Source organism: Bremerella alba (assembly GCF_013618625.1).
GTDB lineage: Bacteria > Planctomycetota > Planctomycetia > Pirellulales > Pirellulaceae > Bremerella > Bremerella alba.
Map to the genome: position 1 here is coordinate 85,965 of NZ_JABRWO010000003.1, position 12,633 is coordinate 98,597.

At 52.2% G+C, this 12,633-nt stretch carries 10 protein-coding genes; 4 read left to right on the forward strand and 6 right to left on the reverse strand.

The features are described 5' to 3' along the window. Positions 1-755 precede the first annotated feature (755 nt). The 4 genes from HOV93_RS06080 (at position 756) to HOV93_RS06095 (ending at position 4,886) form a co-directional block, all read left to right on the forward strand. Positions 756-1,004: a hypothetical protein gene (locus HOV93_RS06080; RefSeq protein ID WP_207395594.1), complete on the forward strand. Its 249-nt coding sequence runs from the start codon at positions 756-758 to the stop codon at positions 1,002-1,004. Positions 1,005-1,540: 536 nt separating this feature from the next. Continuing rightward, positions 1,541-2,401, forward strand: coding sequence for an AraC family transcriptional regulator (locus tag HOV93_RS06085; protein WP_207395595.1), 861 nt, complete (start codon positions 1,541-1,543; stop codon positions 2,399-2,401). A gap of 190 nt (positions 2,402-2,591) precedes the next feature. Beyond that, entirely contained in the window at positions 2,592-3,965 is a 1,374-nt protein-coding gene (locus tag HOV93_RS06090) for an alkyl/aryl-sulfatase (RefSeq protein WP_207395596.1), read from the forward strand. Between the two features lie 63 nt (positions 3,966-4,028). Further along, positions 4,029-4,886, forward strand: a complete 858-nt coding sequence (locus tag HOV93_RS06095; RefSeq protein ID WP_207395597.1) for an SDR family oxidoreductase — start codon at positions 4,029-4,031, stop codon at positions 4,884-4,886. Positions 4,887-5,299: 413 nt separating this feature from the next. On the opposite strand, the gene HOV93_RS06100 is transcribed toward HOV93_RS06095, so the two are convergent. The 6 genes from HOV93_RS06100 to HOV93_RS06125 all read right to left on the reverse strand — a co-directional run bounded on the left by HOV93_RS06100 (position 5,300) and on the right by HOV93_RS06125 (position 12,562). Further along, positions 5,300-6,190, reverse strand: coding sequence for an endonuclease/exonuclease/phosphatase family protein (locus tag HOV93_RS06100; protein WP_207395598.1), 891 nt, complete (start codon positions 6,188-6,190; stop codon positions 5,300-5,302). Positions 6,191-6,300: 110 nt separating this feature from the next. Then, positions 6,301-7,785: a sulfatase gene (locus HOV93_RS06105; protein WP_207395599.1), complete on the reverse strand. Its 1,485-nt coding sequence runs from the start codon at positions 7,783-7,785 to the stop codon at positions 6,301-6,303. Further along, entirely contained in the window at positions 7,782-9,143 is a 1,362-nt protein-coding gene (locus HOV93_RS06110) for a hypothetical protein (protein ID WP_207395600.1), read from the reverse strand. Before HOV93_RS06110 ends, HOV93_RS06105 begins: the two co-directional genes overlap by 4 nt. 90 nt (positions 9,144-9,233) lie before the next feature. After that, the gene (locus tag HOV93_RS06115) at positions 9,234-10,409 is read right to left on the reverse strand and encodes a C40 family peptidase (RefSeq protein WP_235989885.1); all 1,176 of its coding nucleotides are present in this window, start codon (positions 10,407-10,409) and stop codon (positions 9,234-9,236) included. A 290-nt stretch (positions 10,410-10,699) separates the two neighbouring features. Then, on the reverse strand, positions 10,700-11,644 hold the full coding sequence (locus HOV93_RS06120) for a ThuA domain-containing protein (RefSeq protein ID WP_207395601.1): 945 nt from the start codon (positions 11,642-11,644) through the stop codon (positions 10,700-10,702). Positions 11,645-11,734: 90 nt separating this feature from the next. Next, positions 11,735-12,562: a sugar phosphate isomerase/epimerase family protein gene (locus HOV93_RS06125; RefSeq protein WP_207395602.1), complete on the reverse strand. Its 828-nt coding sequence runs from the start codon at positions 12,560-12,562 to the stop codon at positions 11,735-11,737. Positions 12,563-12,633: the final 71 nt, after the last annotated feature.

Sequence of the window (12,633 nt, forward strand, 5' to 3'; positions counted from 1 at the left end):
TCACGTTCGGGAGTAAGGCGTTTTTCAGCATTTTGCCTGTTGATTCCGCAGGTCCTATGATTATCCACTTATGTCATTTTCGTGAAATGCGAATTCAGAATACAACCACTCATAGCTATGCGTGTCTGATATGTCTGAAATCGTGTCTGATTTTGGCCCTTTTCGACCCTGGCAGCAAGAATACCTGTTTATGTAAGTGTCTTAATCGCATGGCGTTGCGATGCCGATTTTCAGAAGGAGTTTCCCGCCCGCCGCCTCCACTTTCAGGCCGCTTGTGAGAAATCGCAAGCGGCCTTTTTTATCGGGTTTGGGTGATAGGCCTTTTCACGCCTAAAGGCCACAAAACGCATTCGTGTCTGATTTTGGTCGGTAAAATCCACTTTCATACACGCGATCCCACTGATTTTCAGGCATAAAGCTCTTGGCTAGGAAGAAAGATCGCTGACAGGAAAAATGAGGGCTATATGGGGATGGCGCTAGTGACCTTGCCAACTGCCAATCGAGCAACCATAGCAGACGCTTTTACTTCAACGGAGTTCTCTTTCAGAATTCACGAACCAATTTCGCCAGAATCAGCGATGTATCTTCCAATACGTTCCTCGTCGGCGAGAACCGCTACCAGCTTTTAGATGGTAGTCGTAGTGACGATCACTATCTCGGTTGGGGGTCGGCCAACCGGGGAGGAAGTTCTACCGTGACATGCACTCTGGCGGCCACATAGATCCAGATCAACAGTTGCGGTGGGAATTGAGGTCTTGAGATACCGGCGAGTCAAAGCCCGAGACCGGGTTGTACTGGAAGAAGATGTTGAGCAATTGATTTCCGATGAAGGGCTGGAGGAACCGGCTGCCCAGCAAGATCAGCTTCGGGCCTTTGAAGGCTGCGTTGAGAAGCTCCCTGATCAGAGACGCCGTTTGGTTCTGAATGCCTGTTCTGGCGAGCAATCGATGAAGGCCATCGCCTCGGACACTGGCAAGTCACCGGAGGCGTCTACCGAACGTTGAGCCGACTTAGTCGTCAACTCTTAATGTGCATCGAATAGTTTCTCAGCGACGTCAATTCCTGGCGACCTTACTCGCCGGCAGAGCAGTCTTGCCGGGCATAACGACGACCGTCTTAGCGAAGCCGCCAGGTCTAGGACAGGGCAGCGGTGGTAGTTTCGGCAAGGGAAAAGGCAGCAACCAAGATGGCGGCGCTGTTGAGCCCTAGAAACCGGCGTTCAACTAGAATCGCTTCCGTGCATCTCGAATTGGATGACACGAAGCTTCCCTGCAACGCCTTTCTCGCACCTCGATGCGCGAGAAAGGCGTTATGCCTGCGCATCGAGGTAGACGAATCAGCCTGCCACAAATACTTGATTGACTAATGAAGCACTTTAGAAGGTATAACCCCCGACCAATGCGTGGTGAATCCAACTGACTTGCCAACGTGCAACTGGCCAGTACTGGCAATCAGGTTTGGCACGAATTAGAACAAGTCTTTAGCGGTTGGTTAATTGATCGATGGCTAGGCTTGTTCAGTTCTCGTGGAGGAAGGTTGGTTGGCTCGAATTCGTAGCGTGTTTTGGAGCCGGGATGTTAAGAGCGGCTTTCAGCTTGTGACCTTGCGGCAGTTGCGAGAGAGAGATCTGCGGCCTGGCTTGGCCGAGCCGCAGCGGCTCGACTTTCATATGTTGATCCTCTGCGAAAATGGCGTCGGGGCTCACATGGTCGATTTCGAGATGCACGACTGTCGCCGCGGTACGCTGATCCATATCAGTCCGAACCAGGTGCATGCGTTTGCCAGTGACATTGACACGGAAGCGACCCTGCTCATCTTTCGGCCTGAGGTCTTGCCGGTTGAATTCTATGGCCCTGACTCAGGAACGCAGCCGCCGGCAGAATACCTTTGGCCACCTGCAACGAAGCTTGATAAGCCTTCGCTTGAATTCGTGACGGCTACGGTTAGTTTTCTAACCAAGCAGCATTGCTCTCAGGGGATATGGGATCATCCCGAAGCGGCCAGGCACGTTGCGATTGGGCTGGCATCGCTTGCCTATCGCACGGCCGTTTCGAGTAGCCCGCTTTACCAAAGCCCTCCTCAGCCGTTGTTTTTCGCTTTTCTTACGATTGTCGAAGAGTTTTATGCGACGCGGCGCGATGCCCAGTGGTATGCCAGGCGGCTGGATTGTTCGTATCGGAACTTGTGCCGTATCTGCAAGGAAGCAAGCGGCGAGACGCCCAAGACGATGATCGACCGCCGAGTTGCCATTGAATCGCGACGTTTGCTGGCATTCACTCAGGATAGTGCCTTGGAGATTGGCAAGTGCCTGGGATTCACCGAGGCGACTAACTTCGTCAAGTTCTTTCAACGGTTAGCCGGTAGCACGCCGGATGTCTTTCGCCGTCAGTGGCAGAAGTGAATTTTGCTGCGGTCAATCGTCGCTTATCCCACCGTCTGTCCGCTTTTGACCATTCGAATGCTGGCATCCACCATGGCTCGCCTTAGTTCTCTCCCTAAGATTTGAGTGTCGGGCTGGTCGACCCATCGTTGTGCCGGTTCGTCTCGCAAAGGGTCAAAAGCATTGCACTTTCTGGAAAAGACATACGCTCATGAGTACGCCGACGAAAACATTCGCCTTACTTTTATCATTTACTTGGCTTGCTGGTGCTGTCAGCGGGCAGACGCAGGTCGATCCGAAGACCGCGATCCGAATGCTGAATTCTCAGCAGCATCAGTTTGAACAAGCGATCGTGCAGGTAGCCGACAACATCTATACGGCCGTGGGGTACCATGGGGCCAACACGTCGATGATTGTGGGCACCGATGGTGTTATCATCATCGACACCCTCCGTGGGCCAGCCAGTGCCGCAAAAGCGGCGGAAGCATTTCGGAAGTACAGCGATAAACCGGTCAAAGCGATTGTTTACACGCACAGCCATGGCGACCATACCGGTGGGGCGAGTGCGTTTGTCGGTAGCGAGAAACCAGATATTTATGCCACCAAGGGGTTTGGCTCGGCCACGGGATTGAATAAGGCCGTCGGTCCTATCGGGATGAAACGAGGGGCACGTCAGTTTGGGCGAAACCTTTCGCCGGCTGAAAGTACCAATCGTGGTGTCGCACCGGCTTCGACCACCGACCACGATGGTGGAAAAGGGTATTTGTCACCGACCGTTACGGTACCTGGCAGTGGTCTCAAGACCACCATTGCAGGCGTCGACATCGAGTTCCACATTGCTCCGGGCGAAACGGATGATGCAATGTTCATCTGGCTACCCAGCGAAAAGGTGCTGTTCTCTGGCGACAACTTTTATCATTCGTTCCCTAATTTGTACGCAATTCGAGGGACGCCTTATCGGGATGTACTGACCTGGTCGGAAAGTGTCGCGGAGATGGCAGAGTTTCGGCCGAATGTGCTTGTGCCGGGACACACGATGCCAATCCGAGGTGAGGAAGCATCCACGACGGCGCTTAAGGACTATAGCGAAGCGATTCGAAGTGTTTACGACCAGACGATCCTTGGAATCAATGCTGGCAAAAGTCCAGGTCAGATCGCGCATGAAGTCAAGTTGCCGGAGCATCTGAAAGATAAGCCGTACCTGATTCAGTTCTATGGCAGCGTACCGCATGCGGTTCGGGCCATCTATTCGGGGTTGTTGGGATGGTACGATGGCAATCCCACGACGCTTAATCCGCTGGCCCCCAAACAGCAAGCAGAAAAAATGGCCGAGCTTGCCGGGGGAACGCAGAGGCTTACCGAGCAGATGCAGGTCGTATTAGAGAAGCAAGACTACCAGTGGGCCTTGGAGCTTTCCGACCATGTTAAGTGGTTGGATGACGCTGACCGAAAGCTTGCCCGACAGGTGAAGATTGCGGCACTACGTGGTCTCGCAGCGCGGGAATACAATGCCCCGAATCGGAATTACTACTTGAGCTACGCCAATGATTTGGAGTCAGGACGTTTGAGCGACATCTGGTTCTAAGTAGTTAGAGCAGGTGCTCGCGTAATTCCCAGTACGAATACTTAAGGTGGAAGCATTGCTGATATGAAGTCTTCTGAACTCATTGCCGTGACGGCGGCCAGTGGTAACCTTGGTTCCGCGATTGTTCGAGCGGTCAGCGAAGTTGTTGGTCAGGACAATGTCGTAGGACTGGCGCGGACTCCCAGCAAAGCTGTCTCGCTGGGGGTAGAGATCCGCGCCGGCGACTATACACATCGCCGCGAACTGGCAGAGTCGCTCGCCGGCGTCAACAGCATGCTGCTGGTCTCAGGGATGGATGCACCTGAGAAGCGGATTGATCAACATCGTAACGTGATCGAGGCAGCCAAGGAGGCAGGCGTTCGCAAGATCGTTTACACGAGCATTCAAGGGGCGGACACCGGTACGGCTTTCTCCCCAATTGTGCAAAGCAATCGGCAAACCGAAGCAGACATCCGTGCTAGTGGCCTAACGTGGGTGATCGGGCGCAATGGTCTCTACATTGAGCCGGACATCGATTACATCGAAACGTACAAAACGCGTGGTGAGATTGCCAATTGTGCTGGAGAGAGTAAGGCGGGCTACACAACGCGTCAGGAGCTGGCCTATGCCTACGCTTGCATGTTGACCCAGTCGAAGCACGACGGTCAGACTTACAACCTACACGGTCAGGCCATAACTCAAAAGCAATTGACGAAGTTGATCAACGATGCGTTTGGCACCGATCTGAAATTTCGGAACATGACCGTTCAGCAATACCAGGAAGAACGCCAGTCCGAACTGGGAGAATTTCTGGGAACGGTCATTGCCGGAATCTACGAAGGCATTCGCCAAGGAAAGCTGGACAACGAAAGCCACTTCCGCCAGGCAGCCGGCCGCGAGCATCTAAACTGGCCAGCCTATTTCGCGGGGCTGACGGGTTAGCACAAAATCGGCCACAGCGTTGGTTTCATCATTGCAATATGCAAAACGCTTAGTCATTGAGGTCATATTACTCGGAAGCGACCAGTAATTCGCTGTCAGTCCGCATGTAAACAACGCAGTCATCTTCATCGATTACTGCGAGATAGAGAGCCTCTTCCCCATTGGTATTGGTCTCCTCTGTCTTTAGCCATTTACGACAACCTAATAATCGTTAGCTTTCCGCGATCGGGCCAAAATCGACTGCTTTTGCGGCTCCTCGCGTCTGCTTTGTCCAATCACATTTGATTGATTCAGATAGATAATCTCCCAAATAACCCACTGGTCAGGAGATTCCGTTCCTGCCTGCCCATGTTCTGGTTTCAAAGTCGAATAAGTTGGACCTATAGCAGCTCGCCACTTAAAGCTTGAATGGCTTACTCAAATACGGCCAACTGCGGTAGGTGATCGCTGAGAGCAAAGGATTTTGGGTCTTCGATGTTCGTGCGGAAGGCTCCCTCGAATAATGGTCGCGATTCCTCAATTTGCTTTGCAATCGGACCAGCGGCCATCACGTAATCGATTCGCCGCTGCGGTTTGTCTGCCTTGATCGTCATCCCATCGCCTTTGCCGACCTTAGCAAAGGTGTCCGTCCAACCAGCATCGACCCAGAGCTTGTACTCCTTGGTGTCTGGGGTGTGGTTGAGATCACCGATAAGTAGCATTGATTGCCCGACATTGAAGTCTCGCTTCATAGACTTCAACATCAGCGGAATCTCTCGAAGTCGAATATCTGGCTCAACGCTGGGGTGCAGATGAGCCGAGTGGACGATTAGTGGTTCACCATTGGGTAGTTTGATCGTGGCCTGCCCCCAATGCCGAGTGAACAGGTCATGGGGCCGTTCGCCTTCGACCATTGGGACGTTCTTCGGCTCGACGATCTCGAAACGGCTAAGCAGCGTGCCGGGCCAATTGCCTCCACTGGGGAAGCGGACGTAGTTCATGCCGAGCCGGTTGGCGATTTCCTTTACCATGTCTTCACTAGGTGACTCAGAGAAGTTAATGATGTCTGGCTCGTAGAGAGCAAGTTCGTGAGCGAAGCGATCAGGCATTTGTCCCAAGTTGGTTGCCTTGTTTGCTAACGCCCGATCCTTTGGCCAGCCCGTGCAGTTGTAGACGTTGTAGGAGATCACTCGAAGCGGTGGACTCTTCTGATTAACAGCAAGCACGCTACTCATGCCGGTCGCTGCGACGGCAAGACTCCCGAATGCAGCTTGTTTCAACACGTCTCGCCGGGTGCACGATTCGTGCGAGGAAGGTGATCTCATGGTTTCCGATCCCAGAGTGCTTTGTTCGATTTACTTCTTGGGGACCGACTTTTTACCATGTTCAGAACACCTCGTCGCTGCGAAAGTGCATAGAAGGAGGAAATTCAACGTTACTGATCGCCGGCACGGCGGTGAGGAGTTACTTCGTGAAGCTTTTCGGGTAGGGAATCTCGCGTGCCGTTGTGTTCGGTAGACTCGCATAAATTCGTCGTCTCATTTGGATCGTTTTCATGATCATAGAGTTCACGACCGACTAATTTACCGCTTTCTCGGTGTCGCCATTCGACAAGACGATACCGTTCGGTCCGGATGGATCGCCCCATATTATCGCCACGTCCGTATTGGCTTATTGCACAGTCGCTTGTTGCTCGATCTGGAACGTCAAGCAACGTCGAGAAGCTTTTGCCCTGGAGGTGATTCGGCTTTGGGATTCGTGCGAGATCGCATAGTGTGGGATAGAGACCGACGAGTTCTACTAAGGATTCCGTAGACTCGCTCGATGCTTTCATGCCAGGTGAATAGATGATCAGCGTGGTTCGGGTTGCGGATTCGAAGTTGGTCGCCTTGCCCCATAGTCCGAGTTCTCCCAAAGAAAACCCATGGTCTCCCGCGATTACCACAATCGTATTGTCAGCGAGCCCCAGACGATTGAGGGTATCGAGGACGCGGCCTATTTGCGCATCGACATAGCTAACGCTGGCTAAGTACCCGTGCCAAAGATTCCGGTTAAGCTCATCGGGTAAGTTACCCTCGGCAGGTACGTTCCGATACTGCTTTCTCAGCTCACTGGAGTTCGCAGAAGAAAGTTTGGGGATGCCATCATGGGCAGCCGTTGGGTCTACTGTAGGAAGTTGCTCTGGGTCGTAGAGATCCCAATAGTGTCTCGGCGCCACAAATGGCAAATGAGGTCGTAGAAATCCGAGACCAAGAAAAAAAGGCCGATCTTGAAGCCGCTTCAGTGCGGCAATCGCTTCATCTGCAATCTGCCCATCGGAAAGTTCATTGTCGGCGACGTCCAGGCACTCGTATGGCATTCCGCGACGTTTTGATTCCGATACGCCTTCAAAGGGATTAGGAAGTCCAGCCTCACTAGCTTGCCGTTGCATCTGATCGACCATCGCACGTCCCGCTCGAGTACGATATTCAAATCGATAATTTTGAGGCATGCTGTGAGGTTCGCTCCAGCAAGCGGGATCTTCTTCATTGTTATGGGCAATCTTGCCAATGCCGACGCAGTAATAGCCATGCTGTTTAAAATAATCTGGCAGCAACGGCGTATCCGCCAGCGCCGGGCGAACGTCTTCTTTCGTCCAGATGCCGGCAGAGTCGGGGCGAAGGCCACTTAACAGACTGTAACGAGAGGGACGACAGTGAGCTTGCTGGCAATAGGCCCGTTTAAAGACTAGGCCTTGTGTCGCCAACGAATCGATATTCGGGGATTGGACGTACGGGCTTCCGTAGCACCCGAGTTCCGGACGTAAGTCGTCCACCATAATGAATAGAACATTGGGGCGCGAATCGGCTCCATTTGCCAGCGGCAAGCCAAGTAAGAATACTACGAAGGCAAGGCATACTGTGGTACTTGTTTTGTTCATTCGCTTGACCTTTGTTTCTTCCATAATTCGTCCAACATTTTCAGACTGGCATCCACAATCGCATCGCCTGCCGCAGGTCCCACGCGACAAGTCCTGGAAATTGCACCGTAGCCGCCTCCTTCAACTGCCCGAGCGGTTGGTAAGTAAGATCCGCTACCAGCTAATTCGACAACGAACGTTTGGATTGCCGGGCTGCGACCTTTGATGCGAACGCCATAGTCGCAGTACAGTTCAAAAGGATTGGTCACCATGGCGACATCTCCCAAACGTATTGCGTTGAGTTCAATGGCTACGTCCCCTGCACTGGGGTCGGGAGTTGGAAAACCGAGAGGCCATCGAAGTATTTGTTTGGTACAGGCGATTGTCGGAGAGAAGTCCGTCTGGTCGCGTACAACCGGCAAGATATCGCAAACACAATCCGCAATCCGGGTGGCAATTTGTCGGCGCCGGAGCGCTCGTGTATCCTCGATATCTGGAAAGCTAAGCATTTGCATGCGTTTTTCGCCCTTGGTTTCCACCATCACCGACGTCGCCAGGTCTCCGGCTGCACTTACTTGTGGCAAGATAAAAAGATCGTCGCCCAGACGGCGCCGCAGTTCATTGCGTGTCTCATGCCAGAAATCTGCGCTGATAAGATTTCCTCGCTGAACTTGAGCAGGGCATGGCGTGTTGATCAGAAGGCCAGTCAGGTCGCCGGTTTTGTTGACCGTGAAAAGCAATTGAACGGCATGGTCTTCAAAGCCTTCGATGTGACTGAATTTGTCATCGCTGGTCTTGCCTTGCTGAAAGGATCCCACCATGCGTGAAGAGCCGTCACGATGGGTTACAATCCGGTTGTGTGACAAAGCTGCATGGCCAAGCCCAAAGCCAATTCCACCTGGCTCACGTCTCTGCCACGCTTGAACTACCGCCGATGAAATTCGCTTTGCTGCAAGTTCAGCATAAGACTCGTCCGCTTTTACTGACGGAGCGACATGTGTGTGGGTCGCCATGAGAATAATGTTGGCGTGAGGAATCTCGGGGCAGGCATGGTGAACTAAGTCGCGAACTCGATCGCGAAGGTTTGCCTCGTAGCGATTTCCATCGGGGATCCAGAGGAGATCGCAACTCACAAGTACGATTCTTTCCGAGTTTTCGCCACGTCCACTTTCTATTGCCAGCGCGGTTGCGTAAATGGGATCCAAGACTCCTTCGGAAAGGATCTTTCCACGCATGGCAACCGGCTGATCAGGCGTTAAATCGATGCTAGACCAACCAAGTGTCAGCTCATCGGCAGGCAAAGTCCCCACGGACAACGCCAGGAACACCATGGCATGGAAAGCAATGACAAGGTGAGACAATGATGCTGGTTTGCGCATATTGCAATCAGATCCCAGGCTAGATGAACAATTCATAAACTAAATTCCAAATGCGGTTTGAAGAGCTTAGAGGCCGAGCCCAAGCGGTCCTCAGGAATGATCTTTGACTTCGACCATCATTCTCTTTTTCAGGCGTCCGTATTTGTTTTCGCCGATTAGCCAGACCTCGACGTTTCCTAGTTCACGTACGACCTCATCAGGAATCTCAACTTTGCCGAGCGTTCGGTCTTCTTCCGAAATAAGTATGGTGTGTTGTCGTTCTCTTTTTACTCCACATCGGAAGTAGACGATAACGGCATTCATATTGGAGGTGTGGAAGTCGAGATCCCATGCTCCGCTAACAGGCACCCCACTCGTGGGAAGGCTAAAATCTAAATCACAGACAGAAAACTCGCATTCCTGACTCAGCGAGTTGTCACCGAGTACACAATGGGCGGTGTAGTTCCCGCACTGCTCGAATGTGCGCTCAACGATTCCCTTGTCAGTCACGCCGACTTTCTCGATCACCGATCCTTCTCGTTCGATGACCAGTGACTTTACGCCTTGATCATCCTTGTCGAGAATGTTGAACCGTACGGACTGATCTTTCTGATAGGCAACCCAATCGCCGCGGTCTAGCAGCACGACTCGGTTAATGGTGGGAGTGCTTGTGTCTTCTTGATAATTAGGAAATTGAAACGAGTTTGCACGATTGCCTGCACGCCAGGCATCTGGGTCGGTGATTCGATACAACTCTCTTCCTCTTGTGTTGAGATGGTCGTTGAACTCCTCAGCGCTATACTTTGTCGCCTTGGCAAGAGGCGAGGTACTTTCATCCACACGCACGTGGGTAACGACGCCTTGGTCGTTGGCAAATACCTCGGTTACGAGTTGCACGTGAGAGCCACTTTTTCCTCGTGACGGTCGAAAGATCACGTCGCCAACTTGGGCTGTTTGACCATTGGCCGGCTTTACCAATTCAACGCCCTGTTGATGCGTCGGGCCGTGATACCAGCTTAGATACCAAATTCCGCATTGATACGCGTAAGAAGTGTACGCGGAGCAAACCGTTCCGTAGTAACTCTCGGCATTCGGTATTTCACCGGCGAGGTTTTCCGTATAGAGAACACTGTCGGGATTCTCTAGGGCAGCCAGGAATGTCTTTAGGTAAATATCGAATCCGATATAGCGACCGGTCGACTTGACGCTTGAATAAGGGAGCCCGGTATACTCTACGCCTTCTTCGAAATAACCTCCTCGTGTGGGCATACCCGGTGCAACGGGCATCCATTTCACTTCAGACAGTTTGCGTGCGTAAGTTACTGCCTGTTCTTTCCAGGGGGGTAGCTCATCTGATGTCGCCGGGGCTGGGGTAGCTTTCTCAGCGTGCGATAAGCTTTCTGTAGATATTAAAATCGTGATCGCGACGATCGTAGTTAATATTATGCGTCGGAAAAACATGGTTCGACTTGCGCTCCAACCGCATGAGAACGGTTTAAGGGATTATTTTCGTTCAGGTCAGGTACAAACAGGCTAAGCACTAGTTCAAGTAAGCAGCCGCGCGGAAACCGCACAAGTTAATCAGGGTTAGGGAATGACGAGGCAAATCGAGCAGGGTCAGCTCCCGCCACCCAGCCGATCGACCGAAGCATTAACGAGCGAAAGTCGGGTTCGTCAAACGTATCGATACAATGCCCAGGGACGCAGCCGACAATCCGTCCATTTCCTTTTTCGCAGCACCAAAGAATTGGTTGATCGGCCTCCGGGGTACTGCCATGCTTGCCTTTTCCTTCCCTGGAAGTCGCCAACACAACCGCATCGTCGGAAAGTGGAACAGGCGGCCAATAAGTTTCGTCGTCTGCCAACTCAATCGTGTTTGGCAATCCTTTACAAATTGGGTGCTGTGGCTCGGGTAATTTCATCTGCACAGGCCCACGTCGGTAAAGCTCAAACCCACCGACTCCTGTCACCTGGGCAACGGCAGCAACCGGGCCAGGCTTGGTCCAGGTTGCCGAGTGAATAAACACCAAGCCACCTCCGTCGTGCAGGTATCGCTTCAGTTGTGCAATCCGCTTTTCGGACCACTCGATATAGCAGTAAGCCACAATGGCATCTGCATTGCCGAGCTGCTCATCGCTGGGCCAAGTCCAGGCAATTTCTACGGAAACCTTTTTCGAATCAGTATCCGCTGGTGTGTTCAGCAACGCGGCTAAGCGGCGTTGCCAAAGAGGATAATCATGAAAGCCATTTCCTGCCGGACCGTGATCCTTTTCATCCACAAGCAACAGAATGTGTATTGTGGCCGAGTCATTCGTTTTCGGTTTTAAAACAACCGATTCGGTGTCCGTAGTGAGCAAACGCTTACGGTCATCGGCCGATTGCTCGCCCAGCTGTTGATTGCCGAAGGATAACCCTTCGGTTGTCTGGGCGCTCAATCGACACGTGTCAACGCCTGAAAACACAGCGATAAACACGAATAAACTGGAAATGACACAAAAGGTAAAAGTACAATTTCTTTTCATGGAAAGCACTTCAAATCAAGGTCGGCGAATGGCTTCGTGATCCGCAATCTGCTCCGCAAACAGTTTCAGATTACGGTCGCAGCCATGGAGCTAAACAAATTGCCCTAGGTACTCGAGACTCCTAGCGGCCTGAACCGGAGTGCCACACTCGACACTGAAGACAATGTCGTTAGGACAGTTATCCCGGACCGTCTTGATGATCCGTTCCCAATCCAAGATTCCCTCGCCACAGGCACAGCCAACCGGTGTACCGGTAACCTTGCCGCGTTCCGAGTCAGAGTGCTCGACCGAAATGTCTTTGGCGTGAAGATGAACCAGACGCTCGACAACACTGTCGAGCCAGCCATAGACATCATGGCCGCATAGATACGCGTTTCCGGTATCAAAATTGATTCCAATCGCGTCGGAATCTACCAGATTATAGATTCGTTCTAGCCCCTCAGGATGCTGAGAGTATTGTGCATGCTGCTCGAGTCCGATTTTGATGTTGCGTCGCTCGGCGACGAAAGCGGCCTCTTGCAGGGTATATTTGATAAGAACGAAGTCTTCTTCTTCGGTCGTCCATTTTGCTTTGATGCCTTCGTCGGTGTTAACCACAGGTGCACCAATTTCAGCTGCAGTTCGAATCGCCAATTTGATGTACTCTCCGTGAACCTCGGGACGACCCAGGGGGCCGTGGCTCTGTAGCCCGGAGATCGTCAAACCGGCTTCATCGCATGCGTTTTTGATTCGATAGGGATCGTCGAATAGCGAGACAGTGTGAAAGTACCCCGCTTCGCTCATTAGTTCCCGACCGAAATGAACCATGGGTTCAAAGAACTTATAACCCATCTTAGCGGCGTGCTCGACTGCCCATTCAAATGGCTTGTCGCTGCTTCGCGAGTACTCCGCATTCAATCCAATAGATACTTTTCCCACGGTAATTACCTTATCTTTCTACAAGTCGTATTTTCGTGATGTTGAACTTTGTGAAGTCATTGCGACAACCG